Source organism: Alicyclobacillus fastidiosus, from assembly GCF_026651875.1.
In the GTDB taxonomy this organism is placed as follows: Bacteria; Bacillota; Bacilli; order Alicyclobacillales; family Alicyclobacillaceae; genus Alicyclobacillus; species Alicyclobacillus fastidiosus.
Window position 1 is genome coordinate 4,298,409 of sequence record NZ_CP104067.1, and the last position, 15,875, is coordinate 4,314,283.

Annotated in this window: 16 protein-coding genes; 5 read left to right on the forward strand and 11 right to left on the reverse strand. The window is 56.9% G+C overall.

Annotated elements, in window-relative coordinates; translation table 11 throughout:
• Positions 1 to 29 precede the first annotated feature (29 nt).
• Positions 30 to 455: an SRPBCC family protein gene (locus NZD89_RS21135; protein WP_268004674.1), complete on the forward strand. Its 426-nt coding sequence runs from the start codon at positions 30 to 32 to the stop codon at positions 453 to 455.
• 2 nt (positions 456 to 457) lie between these two features.
• Entirely contained in the window at positions 458 to 835 is a 378-nt protein-coding gene (locus NZD89_RS21140) for an ArsR/SmtB family transcription factor (protein ID WP_268004675.1), read from the forward strand.
• Between the two features lie 63 nt (positions 836 to 898).
• On the opposite strand, the gene NZD89_RS21145 is transcribed toward NZD89_RS21140, so the two are convergent.
• The 9 genes from NZD89_RS21145 to yfmF form a co-directional block, all read right to left on the reverse strand.
• Entirely contained in the window at positions 899 to 1,711 is an 813-nt protein-coding gene (locus NZD89_RS21145) for an SDR family NAD(P)-dependent oxidoreductase (RefSeq protein ID WP_268004676.1), read from the reverse strand.
• Positions 1,701 to 2,126 carry an acyl-CoA thioesterase gene (locus NZD89_RS21150; RefSeq protein WP_268004677.1) on the reverse strand — a complete coding sequence of 142 codons (426 nt, stop codon included), beginning with the start codon at positions 2,124 to 2,126 and terminating at the stop codon, positions 1,701 to 1,703. Before NZD89_RS21150 ends, NZD89_RS21145 begins: the two co-directional genes overlap by 11 nt.
• 3 nt (positions 2,127 to 2,129) lie before the next feature.
• Positions 2,130 to 2,546: a hotdog fold thioesterase gene (locus tag NZD89_RS21155; protein ID WP_268004678.1), complete on the reverse strand. Its 417-nt coding sequence runs from the start codon at positions 2,544 to 2,546 to the stop codon at positions 2,130 to 2,132.
• Positions 2,547 to 2,678: 132 nt separating this feature from the next.
• Positions 2,679 to 3,632, reverse strand: coding sequence for an aminoglycoside phosphotransferase family protein (locus NZD89_RS21160; protein ID WP_268004679.1), 954 nt, complete (start codon positions 3,630 to 3,632; stop codon positions 2,679 to 2,681).
• A 105-nt stretch (positions 3,633 to 3,737) separates the two neighbouring features.
• Entirely contained in the window at positions 3,738 to 4,676 is a 939-nt protein-coding gene (thrB, locus tag NZD89_RS21165) for a homoserine kinase (protein WP_268004680.1), read from the reverse strand.
• Positions 4,673 to 5,749 carry a threonine synthase gene (gene thrC, locus NZD89_RS21170; protein WP_268004681.1) on the reverse strand — a complete coding sequence of 359 codons (1,077 nt, stop codon included), beginning with the start codon at positions 5,747 to 5,749 and terminating at the stop codon, positions 4,673 to 4,675. Before thrC ends, thrB begins: the two co-directional genes overlap by 4 nt.
• Before the next feature lie 115 nt (positions 5,750 to 5,864).
• Positions 5,865 to 6,800 carry an MBL fold metallo-hydrolase gene (locus tag NZD89_RS21175; RefSeq protein ID WP_268004682.1) on the reverse strand — a complete coding sequence of 312 codons (936 nt, stop codon included), beginning with the start codon at positions 6,798 to 6,800 and terminating at the stop codon, positions 5,865 to 5,867.
• Positions 6,801 to 7,146: 346 nt separating this feature from the next.
• A complete protein-coding gene (gene yfmH, locus NZD89_RS21180) occupies positions 7,147 to 8,448 on the reverse strand; it encodes an EF-P 5-aminopentanol modification-associated protein YfmH (protein WP_268004683.1) in 1,302 nt (433 codons plus the stop codon).
• A complete protein-coding gene (gene yfmF, locus NZD89_RS21185; protein WP_268004684.1) occupies positions 8,445 to 9,731 on the reverse strand; it encodes an EF-P 5-aminopentanol modification-associated protein YfmF in 1,287 nt (428 codons plus the stop codon). Before yfmF ends, yfmH begins: the two co-directional genes overlap by 4 nt.
• Positions 9,732 to 9,847: 116 nt before the next feature.
• On the opposite strand from yfmF, the gene NZD89_RS30150 reads away from it, so the two are divergent.
• Together NZD89_RS30150 and fdxA are read left to right on the forward strand one after the other, a co-directional pair.
• Positions 9,848 to 10,975, forward strand: coding sequence for a phosphatase PAP2 family protein (locus NZD89_RS30150; RefSeq protein WP_268004685.1), 1,128 nt, complete (start codon positions 9,848 to 9,850; stop codon positions 10,973 to 10,975).
• Between the two features lie 104 nt (positions 10,976 to 11,079).
• Positions 11,080 to 11,316: a 4Fe-4S ferredoxin gene (fdxA, locus tag NZD89_RS21195; RefSeq protein ID WP_268004686.1), complete on the forward strand. Its 237-nt coding sequence runs from the start codon at positions 11,080 to 11,082 to the stop codon at positions 11,314 to 11,316.
• Positions 11,317 to 11,424: 108 nt separating this feature from the next.
• On the opposite strand, the gene NZD89_RS21200 is transcribed toward fdxA, so the two are convergent.
• Together NZD89_RS21200 and NZD89_RS21205 are read right to left on the reverse strand one after the other, a co-directional pair.
• Positions 11,425 to 12,720, reverse strand: coding sequence for an MFS transporter (locus NZD89_RS21200; protein ID WP_268004687.1), 1,296 nt, complete (start codon positions 12,718 to 12,720; stop codon positions 11,425 to 11,427).
• Between the two features lie 64 nt (positions 12,721 to 12,784).
• Complete coding sequence (locus tag NZD89_RS21205) at positions 12,785 to 14,809, reverse strand: peptidoglycan D,D-transpeptidase FtsI family protein (protein WP_268004688.1); 2,025 nt, start codon at positions 14,807 to 14,809, stop codon at positions 12,785 to 12,787.
• 166 nt (positions 14,810 to 14,975) lie between these two features.
• Between NZD89_RS21205 and NZD89_RS21210 the strand changes: the two genes are divergently transcribed.
• Complete coding sequence (locus NZD89_RS21210) at positions 14,976 to 15,815, forward strand: deoxyribonuclease IV (protein WP_268004689.1); 840 nt, start codon at positions 14,976 to 14,978, stop codon at positions 15,813 to 15,815.
• Positions 15,816 to 15,875: the final 60 nt, after the last annotated feature.

The following is a 15,875-nucleotide window of genomic DNA, read 5'->3' on the forward strand; positions in this document are numbered from 1 at the left end:
GTTACATATCATCCAACTGGAGGCAGACAATGTCTGAAAACACATCGAGCGCACTTCCCGACATCCGTAAGGTCATCGTACTGAACGCCCCAATCGACAAAGTGTGGGCCGCGGTCGCGACATCCGAAGGCATTACCGCGTGGTTCATGCCAAACACGTTTCAACCGCTGGAAGGTTATCAATTCACATTGGATGCAGGCCCGTACGGCATCGTTCCCTGTCAGGTAACAGATCTGAATCCCCCTCACCTGTTGAGGTTTAATTGGGGTAAGGATTGGCAACTCTCATTTGAGTTAAAGGAGCTTGGTGTCAAAACGGAATTGACCTTGACACATTCGGGTTGGGATGCGAACACCGTCACGGAGTTCGGCCAACCCCACGCCGCCATCCGCGAGCGCATGGACCAGGGTTGGGAGAAGCTGCAGTACGCCGTTCGTGACTATGTCGAGGCGTAATCATGGCGACGCCTGCACTCAAACACGACGTGTTTCAAGCCATTGCTGACCCGACCCGTCGAAAGCTCCTAGGGCTGCTGGCCGACCAGGAACTGCCCATCACGTCTATCAGTGAACATTTTCCCATCAGCCGCACGGCCGTGAACAAACACCTGCACGTTCTCTCCGACGCCGGCCTGGTCACTTCGCAGCGAGTTGGGCGTGAGACACGATATCGACTCGAGCCTGAACCACTGCGACAAGTCAAACAGTGGCTTTCCTACTACGAGCGGTTTTGGGACAACAAATTGGCCAAACTCAAACATTTTGTGGAAGGTGAGGCAAACGAGGCGCCTCATTCACTGAGGATTGTAGACGAACCCACTCGGGAAAACGACTAAAGAAAGGGGCAAGAGGCGGACGTAAGAGGCCGCCTCTTTCTTGGCTGAAGACTGGGCGCGTCGTTAGAATCCGTAAATCGTCATGCCACCATCGACAAACAGCGTTTGACCAGTCATGTAAGACGCCGCCTCCGATGCCAGGAACACGGTCGGGCCGATGAGCTCGTGCAGCTCGCCTACGCGGTTCAACGGCGTGCGAGCCAAAATCTCCGCCAAATATGCGGGCTGATTCAGCAGGTTCTCGGTCAATGGCGTACGAAAGTACCACGGACCGATACCGTTGACGCGAACGTTGTGCTTCCCCCACTCCAAGGCCAGTACCTTCGTCATCTGAATGACACCCGCCTTGGCCGCCGCGTAGACAACACCGGTTCGGAGCGCCACATGCCCACCGACGGACGAGATGTTGACGATACTTCCCCTTCCCTGCTTGACCATCTCCCGTCCAAAGGACTGAGCCACGAAAAACGCGCCGCGCAAATCCGTGTCGATGATGGTTTGCCACTCCTCTGGCGTCACGTCGAGTGCAGGTGTGCGGATGTTCACACCGGCGTTGTTCACGAGGACGTCAATTGGCCCTTGTGCGTGGATAGCTGCTACCGTAGCCGCTATCTCCTCGACGCTCGTGAGGTCACAGGCGTGGGCAGTGGCGGATCGATTCGGGAAATGCCGATGAATCGTTTCCGTCGCATCCGCGAGCAGTGCGGTATCCCTCGCTATCAACACCACGTCTGCACCAGCCGCGGCGAGTCCGATAGCCAGAGCGCGTCCGATGCCGCGACTCGCCCCTGTGACCACGGCCCGCTTTCCCTCGAGGGAAAACAGGTCGCAAGTACCAAGCCAAGTCGAAGGAACGTTCGAAGCATCATTTGCCATACGGGACTTCCCCCTCGCTGTGAAGATATCGCTCTAACACTTGACGCACATCGTCCGGAATTCGCGCCGCCTTTTGTGCCTGGTAGTCAAAGTGGACGACGGTTAGGACGCACTCACACAATCGCGTTCCGTCAATCGCCAACAGGTGCGTCACCAATTCTGCACTGGAGTGCCCCAGCTTCCTGACCCACATCCGCGAAATGATGTCCCTATGTTCAGGAAACTTCGTTTGCGAAACAAATTTATAGGCCGCGCTCGCGAGGATGAGCGGGATGGAAAAACTTCCAAAATGCTCCTCGATGAATTGAATCCGCGCTTCCTCCATGAAGGTCGCGTAGGACGCATTGTTCACGTGCCCATACATATCCGTATCTCGGAATCTAACCCGGATGGTTGATTCATAGAACATGACCATTCACTACTTCCTGCTGTTGGACTCGCTCTTCGCTTTGCGGGCAATGATGGCGACGGTGCAGCGGGATATGCAAATCAGTTGATCCCGCTCGTTCGTGATCCGAATGTCCCAGACGAGCGTTGTCGCGCCGCGGTGAACGGGCGTTGCGACGGCGGTGACAATGCCATCTCTGGCGGAGCGGATGTGATTGGCGTTGATTTCAAGGCCGACGGCCGTTTTCTCGTCGGTGTTGACGTTTAGCAAAGACCCGAGGCTCGCAGCCGATTCCGCCAACGCGACGCTGGCCCCACCGTGTAACAGCCCCATCGGCTGATGTGTTCTCGCGTCCACTGGCATCGTCATCACCACTTTGTCTGGCGTAGCCTCGATGACCTCCATGCCAAGCAGTTCCATAAGCGTGTTATGTAGCAGTTCTTTCATTGGCCATTACCTCTCCTTCAACCATATTGTACTACAAGACCGATGCTTGTCCGCTCCGCCCCCGTACCTACGGCCAAGCCCGTGCCGGTGCACTTCCCTTCGGCGGGCAAATCCTGGCCGCCCGAGCCCCATTCAGCGAACGAAAAAATGCTGATGAAGTTCCCGGCGCTTTTCCCACGTCTCGATGACGAAATCCCACTGTGCTTCGTCCTTGGCGTGGGTGCCACTGCGCGCCGCGCGCCGCAGCAGGTGAATGACTTCGCGCGGGATCTCGAAGAAGGCCGAGAAAATGGCCTGTTCGTGGCGGTGAAATTGGTCGTACCCGTAGCCGGTGAGGAGTTGCTCGACGAGTGGAACGGAAAAATTACACGTGTTCATCGCCGCTTTTGCCAGCTCTTCTAAGGGAAATCCGAGGTCGAGGCGTTCCCAGTCGATCAACCGCGCCTGTTTCCCCACGAAAAAGACGTTGGGTACCGTCACGTCGCCGTGCACCACCCCTGGTTTGAGGTGTTTGTGCAAGGTCTGCAATCGATGGAACGAGCGATGAAGCGTCTTTTGAATATCCTCCCCCTCCCGCTCGACAAAGCGACGAGCGGTCGTCGGGAGCCGTCGCGAGATTCCCTGTTGGAGAAGCTGCGACGCATACACCGCAGGGCGCAACCGAACTCGCCATTGCGGGTGGCGAAAGGCACTGAGGTCTGGACTGGTCTCGTGGATAGTGCCGAGGGTACGCCCAAGGCCGCGGGCGTCCGATTCCGAATATTGAAAAGGGCGTCCGTTGACCCAATCAATCAGATAATAGAGTTCCTCGCCATGCTTCACGTAGGGCTTGCCCGCGCGTGTTTTGTACCACTTAGGAAGACCTGACAACCGCGTGTGCACGAGCGCTTGGTGCTTTTTGTAAAACCGGCGCAAGGCCTCTTCCGTGCCCGTATACCGCTTGAGTTTGCGCCAACCGTCCATACATTCGAGCTTGGCCGCCACGCGCTTTAAGTACAATGAGTCGTACCACGATATGTTCATGACCGTCACGCCGTAGACCTGATCCAACAAATGCTCGAGTTCGTCCTTCCGCGAAAAACCCACGCGTCCCCACTCCTTTGTCGACTGACGTTCGTCTCAAAGAAGCGTATGCTCGCCAGGACCAAAAGGTACGAGGCAAGGGGACGCGTGGGCTGTACCAAAAAACACTCAATCGAAACAACGTTGCGCAGCGGTCGCGGTGAGCGCTGGCTCTAACACCAAAGTGCGACAGGGGATGCCCGCATTCAGCCAGGCGAGAGTCATCTCATCCGCCACAGTGATGGCGTGTTCCGCTGTGCACCAGGCTAGTAGCGTAGGTCCGGCACCGCTGATGGTGACCGAAAACGCACCGGCGTCGACGGCGGCCGAAGCGACTTCGTCCGCCCCCGGGACGAGGGGTCGTCGATAGGGCTCATGCAGGTAATCGACGAGTCCGCCCCGCAGCAGATCTAGGTCATGGGTGGACAAAGCCAGCATCAGTCTCGCACACTGCGCGATGTTCTCCACTACTTCCCCTCTCGGGTAAGTGGTCGGAAGCACTTTTCGGGCCTGCTCGGTGCTTAATGCAAAATCGGGCGTCGCAGCCACAAAACGCAGATCTCTTGGAATCGGGACCGGCGTTGTGCGCAGGCCCGCCTTGTCGTGAAAGGCAAGCACCCCGCCGCCGAACAGCGCGGGCGCGACGTTGTCTGGATGACCTTCCATTTCCGTCGCGATACCCAGTATCCGTTCCACCGGGAGCTCCTTTTGCGGTGCAATTTCCCGAACGAGTGCGTTGCCGAGGACGAGTCCGCCGACAATGGCGGACGCACTGGAGCCAAGCCCCGATGACACGGGAATTTGATTGTCTAGATGCAGGGAAAACGCGGGGAGCGACTGAGCCGCCAGCCCAGCGTCTTGAAATACCCGCCGCATCGCCTGTACGACGACGTTCTCTTCGCCACGCGGCAGACGTTCGGCGGATTCCCCTGTGACCTCGATTCGAAATGGTTCGTCGAGAACAAGCGTAAACGAATTGAATAAATCCAGAGCCAATCCGAGACAGTCGAAACCCGGTCCGAGATTGGCACTCGTAGCCGGTACACGAACGGTGAGCTTTCGGATCATACGCGTTTCCCAAGCAGCGAAACGACCGTTTGCTTGTCGCTGTCGACCACTTCGGTGACGTCCCCCGCCAAGCGAATCGCGCTGTCTGGGTCCTTCAAACCATTGCCGGTTAGGACGCACACGAGTGTTTGTCCCTTCTCCAGTTGACCGCCGCGGTGGCGTTTGAGCAGCCCTGCGACACTGGCGGCTGACGCCGGTTCCGCAAACAGGCCCTCGCGCGCGATGAGGCGGTACGCCTCTGCGATTTCATCGTCCGTGACAAAATCGATAGCTCCGCCAGATGCGTTCGCCGCGTTCACGGCCTTGTCCCAAGACGCCGGCTTACCAATGCGAATGGCGGTCGCAAACGTCTCGGGGTGATCAATTGGCTGATTGCGCACGATGGCCGCGGCACCCTCCGCTTCAAAGCCGAACATCTTCGGGGTATATGCGACCTTGTTCGCTTTTGCGTACGCCTCAAACCCCATCCAGTAGGCGCTGATGTTGCCCGCGTTGCCGACTGGGATGTACAAGGCGTGCGGTGCGGTGCCAAGCGCATCACAGATTTCGAACGCGGCGGTCTGCTGCCCCATCAACCGATATGGATTGATAGAATTGACGACTTCCATGCCGAGCGGTTCCGCCACATCTCGCACAATTTCGAGTGCTTCGTCAAAGTTTCCGCGGATGGCGACAATCCGTGCCCCGTACTGGACGGCCTGAGCCAGCTTGCCAAGCGCGACATATCCGTGCGGAATGAGGATGACCGCCTGCATGTTTGCGCGTACGGCAAAGGCGGCGGCCGATGCCGACGTGTTTCCCGTGCTGGCACAAATGACGGTTTGTTTGCCAGCCTGCTTGGCCTTTGCGACGGCGAGGACCATCCCTCTATCTTTAAACGATCCCGTCGGGTTTGCACCCTCGAGCTTGAGATATACGTCGTTTTCTAACAGTTCACTGAGTTTTGCAGCATAAACGAGCGGCGTATTCCCCTCGTGCAGAGATAACAGCGGGGTGTTATCGTCCACTGGCAACCACTCGCGGTACGCAGATAACAGACCCGGCCAGCCGACATGCAAACGAGCTTCTCTCATCCTTAGCCAAACTCCTTCTCATCTCCCTGCCCATGCAATCCAAAAGCTACTGCGACGGGCAGACTCTATAGGCTGAATTTTCATAGAAAGACTAGCAAACGTCAATCCTCTGTATTCAGAAGTTTTGACGTGTGAGCGCGAACGTCTCTCCATGTTTGGTCAGCGCGATGACCTCCTCGCGCGCAGACGCGGCTCGCAAAAGCCGGTTGATCGGCTCGTCCAGCGGCTCCTGCGACAAGACAAACGTGTCGTGGTGGATAGGGATGAGGTGCTGTGCGCCAGTGGCTAGAAACATCTCCCACGCCTGTTCCGGGGTGCAATGCGCACCTTGAAAGGTCTCTGGTGCGTACGCGCCAATCGGCATACACGTCACCTGCGGTTGAAATTTCGCTACAGCTTCCATCTCCGACGTCAGCGCGGTATCCCCCGCGAAAAAGACACACCAATCGCCACGCTGAATCACGTACCCTTGATACCCCTGGTCTCGGTTCCAGGGAAACCGACTACCCCAGTGTTTCACGCGCTGTCCGGTGATGGTGACGCCACAGTCCAACTCCACCGCTTGGCCCGGTTCTAACTCGAACACCCCGCGTGGTCCGAATCGGCGGATCAGGCGGGCGGTGTTCGCCGCGGTCACCACCTGCGTCTGCGGGCCGATGAGGTGCCGGAGACTTGGGTAATCGAAGTGATCCATATGCGCGTGGGACAAAAGGACCACATCGACTGGGGGGCATTGCGCCAACGCCAAAGCGGGCGCCACGTGCCGACGTGGGCCGATGGTACACAGCGGGAGCGAAACGCCCACCCGCTCGGAAAACACCGGATCTGTGATGATGTTGACCCCGTCCATTCGAATCAGCAGCGTCGAGTGTCCAATCCACGCGATGTAGAGCCCTTCGTCTCCCCACTCGTCCGGTTTCGGCGAAGCTTCTGGAGAGCGATACGGCGGATGTGGCCAACGGCTTGTGGCCCTGCGATACAGCATAAAAAACAGCGCTCCAGCGACGAGGACCACGAGGATCACGACGACAACGACAGTCAGCCACACCATGTTCTACCGCTCCTATGTATCCATTACTTAAGCTATCAGGCGTTCGACATCACAATCTGACACACTTCGCAAGCAGCTTGTCCTATGGTCGAGATAAAGAGGTGAAGAGTCCTCTGAGCGGTAGGTGTCTCATGCGTAAACCGCCGAATTATGCCGGATTTCCACAATTTTGGTTGACAAACTTCCTTGCCCTTTCGACGGGCTTGCTCCTCGGATGTTGGCCGTGCCCGATCGCGCCGGACAGGTCTTTTGCAAGATCTAATCCGGCGTTCGTGGCGGGGCCGTCTGGCGCTTGCCCCTGCCAGGAAGTCTCGTCGTGCGCGAATCCGACGCGGGGCTTGCCACCCTATGACGCAGCCTCGGCCTTGGGTAATACGGTCGATACGACCATTTGCTCCTCGCTCAGGTGTTCTTTGAGGCGCTCATTGGCATCTGCTAGTTGAAGACCCTGCAAAACCTCGATGGTCTGCAAAAAGTCCGCATTGCGCAGGCGATACGTGAGGTACGACCTGGCGACGTAGGAGACTTGGTCGAGGCTCATCAAAAAGCGGCCGATGGCCTTCTTCCGCGCACGCTGAAAATCTTCGTCCGCAATCCCACGGCTCACTGCGTCACGCACGTGCGCCTTCACTCTAGCGACCAATTCCGTGGGACGGGGCGCATTTCCACCTACCACGGTATATCCGTACTGATCCGTGAGTTCATACTCCCACGAGAACGCTTTATCGATGAGGCCGTCGCGCAAGAGCTCGCCGTAGAATGCAGTCGTTTTGCCAAACAGCGCGTCGAGCACGAGTCCTGTAAGCAATTCCCGCCGGAGGAGTTCTCCCTTCGCAAGGCCGTCCACAGTGTCCTTCCAGCCAATTAAGCACCGGGACAAAGACACGGGCAAAACGGTCGTGGAGACGTCCGTCTTCGGCGCCTTGGGTTCCACTGGATATTTCCGTTTGATTTCTACGGGATCTGGGAAATTCTTGCGAGCCTGGTTCTCGACGACCCACCCCATCACTTGCTCAGGATCGAATCCTCCAGCGATGACCAGCATCATATTGCTGGGATGGTAAAACGTGTGATAGCACTTGAGCAGTGTCTCCCGGTCAATTTGGTAGATGGACTCCACACTTCCGGCGATGTCGATACGAACCGGGTGCGCTGCGTACATGGCAGAGAGCAAATCCATAAAGACACGGCGATCCGGGTTGTCATCCCCCATCCGAATTTCCTGTGCGATAATGCCTTTTTCCTTCTCGACGTTCTCGTCCGTCAAATAGATTTTCTGGACGAAATTCAGCAGTGTGTCGATGTTCTCCCGCAAATCGGACGTGCCGGAAAAGTAATACGCCGTCTCGTCAAACGTCGTGAACGCGTTGACCGAGGCGCCGTGTTCCGCAAACTGAGAGAATACCTCCTGCTCGTCGTCCTCGAACATCTTGTGCTCCAAGAAGTGCGCGATGCCGTCAGGAACGCGCACTGGCTTGCCATCCAACTCAAATTCATTGTCTATTGATCCGTACTTGGTGGCAAACATCGCAAAGGTCTGTTGAAAGTCGGCCTTCGGGATCAGGCAGACCGTCAATCCGTTGTCGAGCGTGCGTTCGATCACCTGCATCTGGCTAGCCTCGGCATGGTTCACCAACGGGTCCGTCACTTCGCATCCCCCTCACCGGTCAAGAAGTAGATGGTACTTGGTTCAAGCTGGCTCGCCGCGGATACGACTTCTTCCTTGGTCACGCGGCTGAGCTGTTGTAGCAGTTGTTCGATGTCCCGGTGTTCACCGCAGAGGACGCCGTTATAATGCCAACTCGTGAGTGACGCAGGTTGGTCCAGCAAAACCGTGTACTGATTTTGTAATCCCCGAAAGGTGAAGTCCATTTCGTCATCCGTGATGGCGCCACGCTTGATGGCCTGAACCTGCTCCTCGATGATATCGAGTGCTTTTTGGTACTGTTTCGGTTCAATCCCCGTCATGACCGCGAGACTCCCGGTCATGGCATCGAAATGAGACCACACGCTGTAGGCGAGCGAGTGCTTTTCACGGACGTTCAAAAATAACTTAGAGTGCGCGAACCCACCAAGAACGCCGTTCATCATCAGCATGGCAGGGTATGACTCGGAGGAGAAATTGACCCCTGTTCGATAGCCGAGATCGAGTTGGGCTTGCGCGACGTCCTGATGTTCTGTCACGTTGCGAAAACTCTGTCGCTGCCCTGTCGGTAGCGGATTGACGCGCATCTTCGCCGCGCCGTCGCCCGCGAGTACTGGTGACAGCCGCTCGATGATCCGCTCGGACAGCGCATCTGCGTCCGCGTAGGGCCCGACGAGATAGGCGTGGACTTCAGCCGATTGGAAGAGCGACTGATACGCGTCATAGAGCACCTTCGAGTTCAATGACGCAAGATCTTCTGCGTAGCCGAGTCTCGGCAACGCAGACGCCGTCCCCTCTGCGACCTCCGCCAGACAAGACTGCAGGGCGTACCCCATCTTGTCGTCCCGCGCCGCCTCGATTCGGCGCCGATGTAAATCGACTTCCTGACGTACGGACTCCTCCGAGAACGCGGCAGTGTTCGGACCGTGATTCAAAAGGATTTCGCAGACAAGGGCCAAGGCCTGCTCCACCACCGGTTCTGCGGTGAGGGAGCTTACGTCGGGGATGTTGGCGCCAACTTCCATAATGTGGTACTCCCCGCGCTTCCCAAGGCTGGAGCGCACGACTGTTCCGTAGAGGTCGTCCGCGGCCATCATGATCTCACGCGTGGTTGGTTTAGACGTCGTTCCGTTCATCCACATATAAGGCAGAAGGGCCATTTGGGTCACATTCTCGCGCTTAAGAGGAATATGTAGACGGATGGTCAAATCCTTGGTTCGAAATCGCGTGTGAGGCAAAAAATGGACGTAAACACGTCCAACTCGCTTCGTCGTGAATTTTGTCAAAATACCAACTCCCACCAAAGGGTCATCTTCCACATTATACCCAAACATCGCAGTGCGGATGTGATATAGTTAACGGTGATGTTTTATCAATTAAAGTTATTGCGGGTGTGTGGATCATGTTAAGACATACTTGGCATATAATCCGCCGTCTAACACGCCTTGAAGTGTATGAATTGGCGAGTATTTTCATGCTTCTCTCGCTGCTTGCCGTGTTTTTTGCGTTTCCGGGCCGCCTGCACCAGGTGATTGGATTCAATCGCTTTACAAATCCGGTGTGGTCGAATGTTTGGACGGTGCTCACGCGCGGTACGACATGGTTCTACAGTGCACTGGCCGCCTGTTTTGGCAGTTGTATCTGCATCACGCGCGGGCGCACGGACGAGTTGTCGGCCCAGTTGCGCCGCTACGCCCGGGTGGCATTGACGTTTCTCTGTGTGCTCGTCGTGTTTGACGTGATCAATTTCTATATCGCAGTGTTTAACCCGTATGATCACGACCCACTGCTTCGTCACATGGATGTGCGCCTGTTTGGCGCGTCGCCGTCCGAGTGGTTCGACGGCATCACCTGCTTGCCTTTGACTCTACTCTTTTGCGGTGCGTACGCGTCCTGGTTTTTCATGACCTACTTCAGCGTGTTCATCATGGCTCAACACAGTGAAAGAGCGATGCAGGAGTACGTCACTGCGGCGGTCTTCGCATTCTACATCGGGTATACAACCTATTTCTTTGTGCCAGCTATCGGTCCGGAGTTCACGATGCACTACGCGCACAGTATCGGCCCGCTCCTCAAGCTGGTGGATGGACAGGGGCCATTTCTCCCTCGCGATTGTTTTCCGAGTCTCCATACAGGGCTCTCCATCGTGATGCTCATCAACGCGTGGCGGCACGCGCGGCGAATTTTCTGGATTTACGCAGTCGATGTATCCCTGATCATTCTCTCGACCATGTATCTTCGGGTTCACTACGGCGTCGATATCATCGCTGGCGCCGCGCTCGCCGTCGCCGTCTGTCAGATGGCCCCTGTCGCCATCAGCTATTGGGCGACGCGCCGCGACCGCACATGGATAGGTACGTCAGGCCGTGTATCCACGCTGCCTTCGGTAGGTTCTTCGGTAGGTTCTTCGGTAGGTTCTTCGGTAGGTTCTTCGGTAGGTTCTTCGGTAGGTTCTTCGGTAGGTTCTTCGGTAGGTTCTTCGGTAGGTTCTTCGGTAGGTTCACAAGATAGTGTCACAGAGTGGGCATAATCTTCTAACAGATTGGCAATATGTAATGCTTGCACCGCTATGAGCACGTAGTATATGATTACGAAAGTATAGAAATAGCGATGGCTTGTAAGGAGGAGTTTCTGTTGGCATTTATCATTGCCTCCCCTTGTGTTGGCGCCAAGCACGGAGACTGCGTCGAAACCTGTCCAGTGGATGCTATCCACGAGGGTGAAGACCAGTTTTATATCGACCCTGACCTCTGCATCGACTGCGGTGCCTGTGAAGCCGTTTGTCCGGTGTCTGCTATTTTTCAGGAAGATTTCCTACCTGAAGAGGAACAAGAATACATCGAAAAGAATCGCGCGTTCTTCCAGAAGTAATTTAGCGTTTCTTTGCGAAAAAGGGATGTCCCGTCGGGGGGCATCCCTTTTTTGCGCCATCGCGCGCCACACTCTCTACACTGGCCTAGCGCACGCGGGAAATTGGCCTTAGGACATCGGGTTCAGCCGCTTGTTCGCCGTCTTGCGTTCCCCTTCGGCCAGCTCTTGGCGACTCTTGCGCTTGGGTGACTTCGGCCGCTGCTTTCGGATGGTTGGGATGAGGATGGCCCAGGACCCGAGCTGAACGAGGCCAAGTGCAAAGGACAATCCGCGCAACTTTCCGAGATGGTTTGGCGACTGGTTGACGCAAATGGTCAGAAACAAGACGATGCCGATGACCCGTCCGAGATTTTCAAACCATTCCCGCACGATGATATACGTGGTGGCAGGGGTGTCCTTGTCTGCGCCGCCATCGATGCCGTCGTACACGTACCCTTGCAGCGGGACCATGAAGAACGGAAGCGCAGCCGCAGTGAGACAGCCGTAAACGATGATGGTTCGCGCGTGAATCGGAAACAGGAACAGCACCGCGGCGACGCTCATGCCGATGCTGCCAATACCGATGAGGCGGGATCGATATTTGGCGGACAGCCGTCCAGCCAGGAAAAACGCCAAGAAGGAAAGTCCCCCCTGCAAGAGCAGAAATACGCCCAACTTCATCTCGCTGCCGGTGGCGACATAGACCAACAGACCGATGAGAAACATGAATACGCCTTCACGCAGGCCGTAGATGGAAGACGCGGCCATCAGCCGCATCCAGGACGCCTTGCGCAACGCCTGTAGCCCTCGTCGCAGGTGCAAGTGCGACATCGGGTCGCTGCGCAGGCGGAAACTGAAGAACGTGGCACCGATGAAAAGCGCAAAAGAGATGCCAAACACGATATGGTAGCCGCTCAATCCCCCAAGGAACACGTCTTCGCGACTGATCAGCCAGCCCGCGATAGGCGGCGCAATCACGTTGGCTACAGACGTGAGAACCCCGTGTGTACCAAAGAATGGCTCATGCCCGCCCTTATCCGTGAACTCCACGCTGAGGACATCGAATGCCAGCCAGTAGAACCCGGCTGCGAGCCCCATCAACACGCCGAGCGCCCACGGCATGTGAGCCGCTCGCTCGCCAATAAAGAGCGTCACCGCATAGAACAGGGCGTGAAGCCCGATGCCGATACGCAACGCCATGGCCGTCGACGTGCGCTGTGCAATCCAGGCCGCGAACACAAATGTGAAGGGCAACAGGACGAAGATCGGCAAGTTATACCAAGCGATGGCGGCAAAACTGTGATCGACTTTGAATACGAAAATGTTCACGAACGTATTCGACAGGCTGATCGACAAGTGAAAAAAGCTACTCACAACCAAGAGCCACCATGCCATTCTCGGTAGGTGAAGACCGTGCTTGCTCATGCGTGCACCTCCTGCCGGAAGATTTCACGGGTCTACATAGCTTGCCCGAGAATTGCCCGCACAGTCATGGCAATTGAACGTGTTCTGTCGCCCGCGCGGCAGCCGATTGCGGCCAACGTTCGAGGGCCTGCAACTTTTCTTTGTCGCTCTGGCGCCGCTCGGCAAAATACGCGTCGAGCAACTTTCTCGCAAGAGGAACAGCGACATCGCTCGACTCTCCGCCGCCGGGCACCATCACCGCAAGGGCCACCTGCGGGTGAACGATGGGTGCATAGGCGATGAACAGAGAGATGTCGGTCTTCTTCCCCCACTGACTCACTTCTGCCGTCCCCGTCTTCCCCGCAATCGTGTAAGGCGCTCCCCGAAATGCCCGGTATGCGGTGCCGCCCTGCACGTTGGCCACCTTGTACATGCCGTACTTCACCGCGCGCAGGTGCGACGCCGGAATGCGGACGCGGCTCGCGACCTCTGGCTTCACCTGACGGACGACGCGTTTCCCGTCAGACGACAACACCGCCTCCAACAGGTGCGGCTTGTAGCGCACGCCGTCGTTGGCGATGGTCATGGCGTAGACCGCGAGTTGGAGCGGCGTGAATTCCTGCATCTGACCGATGGCCGCAAAGGCGTTGTCGTACAATAACCCCGCGTTTGGCACGTAGTGCTGTGCGCTCATCGTTCGCTCTGAGGCAAGTAGATCATAGGGTACGATGGAGTGGTGCACGCTGTCATTGGCGTAGAATCGGCCGGCGGCCTCACCCGGCAGGTCAATGCCCGTCTTCGGCCCGAGACCGAATTTCCACTCCCAGTCGAGCATGCGGTTGAGACCGCGAATCCGATCCCGCTGGTTCCAGCCAGTGAGCGATACCCCGCCTGGCAATCCGCCATACCAATGCGCCATCCACATCCCGACTTGGTACATGTACGTGTCACACGACTTTTGAATGGCCGTCGGCACATCGACGAGCCCGTGACCTCCTGGCATCCAGTCGTGTGCCTCGTACGTCCCCACCATCAGTTTCCCATCGTCCTGTATCCTCGAATACGGCGTGATGACACCGCTGTCCATCGCCGCCAGTAAATTCACCGGTTTGACCGTGGAACCCGGATAGCGCGGACTGGTCAGCGTGTGATTGATGATGGGCGTCAGTCGGGTGTTTTCGATGTACGCGCGATGCTTTTGGTAGTTTGCGCTCTGAATGAACCAGTTTGGGTCGTAGTACGGGTAACTGACCATCGCCAGGACGCCACCCGATTTGGCGTCGAGCATCACGGCTTCCGCATCGGTCGGATCGATATGGTGTTGCTTGCGGACCTTTTCTAACTGCTGCATCACGAGCGCCTGCGCCGTCGCCTGGAGCGGCGCGTCGAGCGTCAGTCGCAAGCTCTCTCCGGGCTTGGGAGCTGGGTTCAACCCAAACGCCTTAATCGGTACGCCCGAGCTGGTGATTTGCCACGTTCGATACCCGGGCTGCCCTTGGAGAATCGATTCGTATTGCCGCTCCACGCCCGTGATCCCCACCCGTTGCTCAGGCAGGTATCCAGCACGCCGGTACGCCTGTGCCTCGCTGGCAGGCTGCGGCTGGATATAGCCGAGGATGTGCCCGCCGAGGCTGCCAAACGGATAAACCCGCCGGACGTCCTCGACACAGTGGACACCTGGCAAACTCGATTGGTGCTCCGCAATATAGGCAATCTGCGCGTTTGACGCATTCTCGAACAGTTGAACTTCCTTGTCCCATGGATTCTCTTGCATTCGGTGCAACAACGTCGCTTCATCTACCCGAAGAATCGGCGCCAACTTTCGTGCGAGACTCGGGTATAAGTCCTTTTGGACGCCAAACCGACTCAGAACGACACTGACGGACGGCGCATTGTACGCGAGCACGTGCATGTCCTTGTCGTAAATCCACCCCCGGTTCGGCAGTACGCCAAGGCGCGTGGTCAGGCTGCTTCCGACTCGTTCCTGAAACGATTTTCCGCATACGACATCGAGGTAACCTAAGCGAAGAATAAGCCCGAGGATGGAGGCTGCGACCATGCCATAGACCCAAGCCAGTCGCGAGCCGTGTGGATTCTCTTCCCACCGCACGAAGCATTCCCCCAAGCACGAATCTTTTTCCAGCTTTCCCGGGAGGTTTCTCGTTCATGTACGCGCCAGACCTCGCACTGGCCGTGCCGCCTGTACGACGTGTCCCGTGAGCTATGAAAGAGCTGACCGAGTATGCTACCATAACTTGAGATTTGGAGGGATGTTCTTGAAGGGAGAACACACGGGTATCCTGCTTGGCGCAAACGTATCTATCGCGAAGACCGGCTTGCTCGCCGCGGTCCAAGAGACGATTTCGTACGATGCGAACACGTTCATGATTTATACGCGCAGCAACCGGGGCGGCAAAGCGCGCCCGATCGAAAACTTTAACCGCGACGAGGCGCTCGAGTTGATGAAGGAACATCACATCGTCGATCCAGTCGTCCACCTGTCCTACCTCGTCAACCTGGCAAGCCCGAAGGAGGAGACGCGCCAATACGGAATCGACGTCCTGCGCGAGGAAATCGGACGCGTCGAGTACCTGGGATTCAAATATATCGTCATGCACCCAGGTTCGCACGTCGGCGAGGGCGAAGCGTTTGCCATCGACCAAATCGTGGCCGGGCTGAACGAGATATTGACGGGTGAGGAGAATCTGTACGTCTGTTTGGAAACGATGGCAGGCGACGGATCGAAGGTGGGAAACAGCCTCGAACAGATTGCCCAAATTATCGATGGCGCCGTACACCAGGACAAGCTCGCCGTCTGTATCGACACCTGCCATAACTACAGCTATGGGTACGACGTCGTCGGCGACTTTGACGGGTTCCTCGAGCAGTTTGACAGGGTCATCGGCCTCGACCGCCTGAAAGTCGCCCATATCAACGACTCGAAAAATCCGTTTCAGTCGAGAAAGGACCGTCACGCCAACATCGGCGACGGAAGTCTTGGCCTCGAGGCCATCAAGCGCATCGTCCACCACGAAGCGCTGCAAGGCATCCCACAAATTCTCGAGACTCCGAACGGAAAGTACAAGGAAGAAATCGATTTGTTGCTAGAACGCTAACGGAGATTTGTGCAAAACGCGGACGACTGATTCCTCTCCTGCGAAAGTCGCAAACAGGCT

Bases quoted from the DNA above. Each gene is read 5' to 3' on its own strand.
- NZD89_RS21155 (WP_268004678.1), bottom strand. From the start codon at position 2,546: ATGAAAGAACTGCTACATAACACGCTTATGGAACTGCTTGGCATGGAG.
- thrB (WP_268004680.1), bottom strand. From the start codon at position 4,676: ATGATCCGAAAGCTCACCGTTCGTGTACCGGCTACGAGTGCCAATCTC.
- NZD89_RS21150 (WP_268004677.1), bottom strand. From the start codon at position 2,126: ATGGTCATGTTCTATGAATCAACCATCCGGGTTAGATTCCGAGATACG.
- NZD89_RS21200 (WP_268004687.1), bottom strand. From the start codon at position 12,720: ATGAGCAAGCACGGTCTTCACCTACCGAGAATGGCATGGTGGCTCTTG.
- NZD89_RS21175 (WP_268004682.1), bottom strand. From the start codon at position 6,800: ATGGTGTGGCTGACTGTCGTTGTCGTCGTGATCCTCGTGGTCCTCGTC.
- NZD89_RS21140 (WP_268004675.1), top strand. From the start codon at position 458: ATGGCGACGCCTGCACTCAAACACGACGTGTTTCAAGCCATTGCTGAC.
- NZD89_RS21145 (WP_268004676.1), bottom strand. From the start codon at position 1,711: ATGGCAAATGATGCTTCGAACGTTCCTTCGACTTGGCTTGGTACTTGC.
- NZD89_RS30150 (WP_268004685.1), top strand. From the start codon at position 9,848: ATGTTAAGACATACTTGGCATATAATCCGCCGTCTAACACGCCTTGAA.
- NZD89_RS21135 (WP_268004674.1), top strand. From the start codon at position 30: ATGTCTGAAAACACATCGAGCGCACTTCCCGACATCCGTAAGGTCATC.
- thrC (WP_268004681.1), bottom strand. From the start codon at position 5,749: ATGAGAGAAGCTCGTTTGCATGTCGGCTGGCCGGGTCTGTTATCTGCG.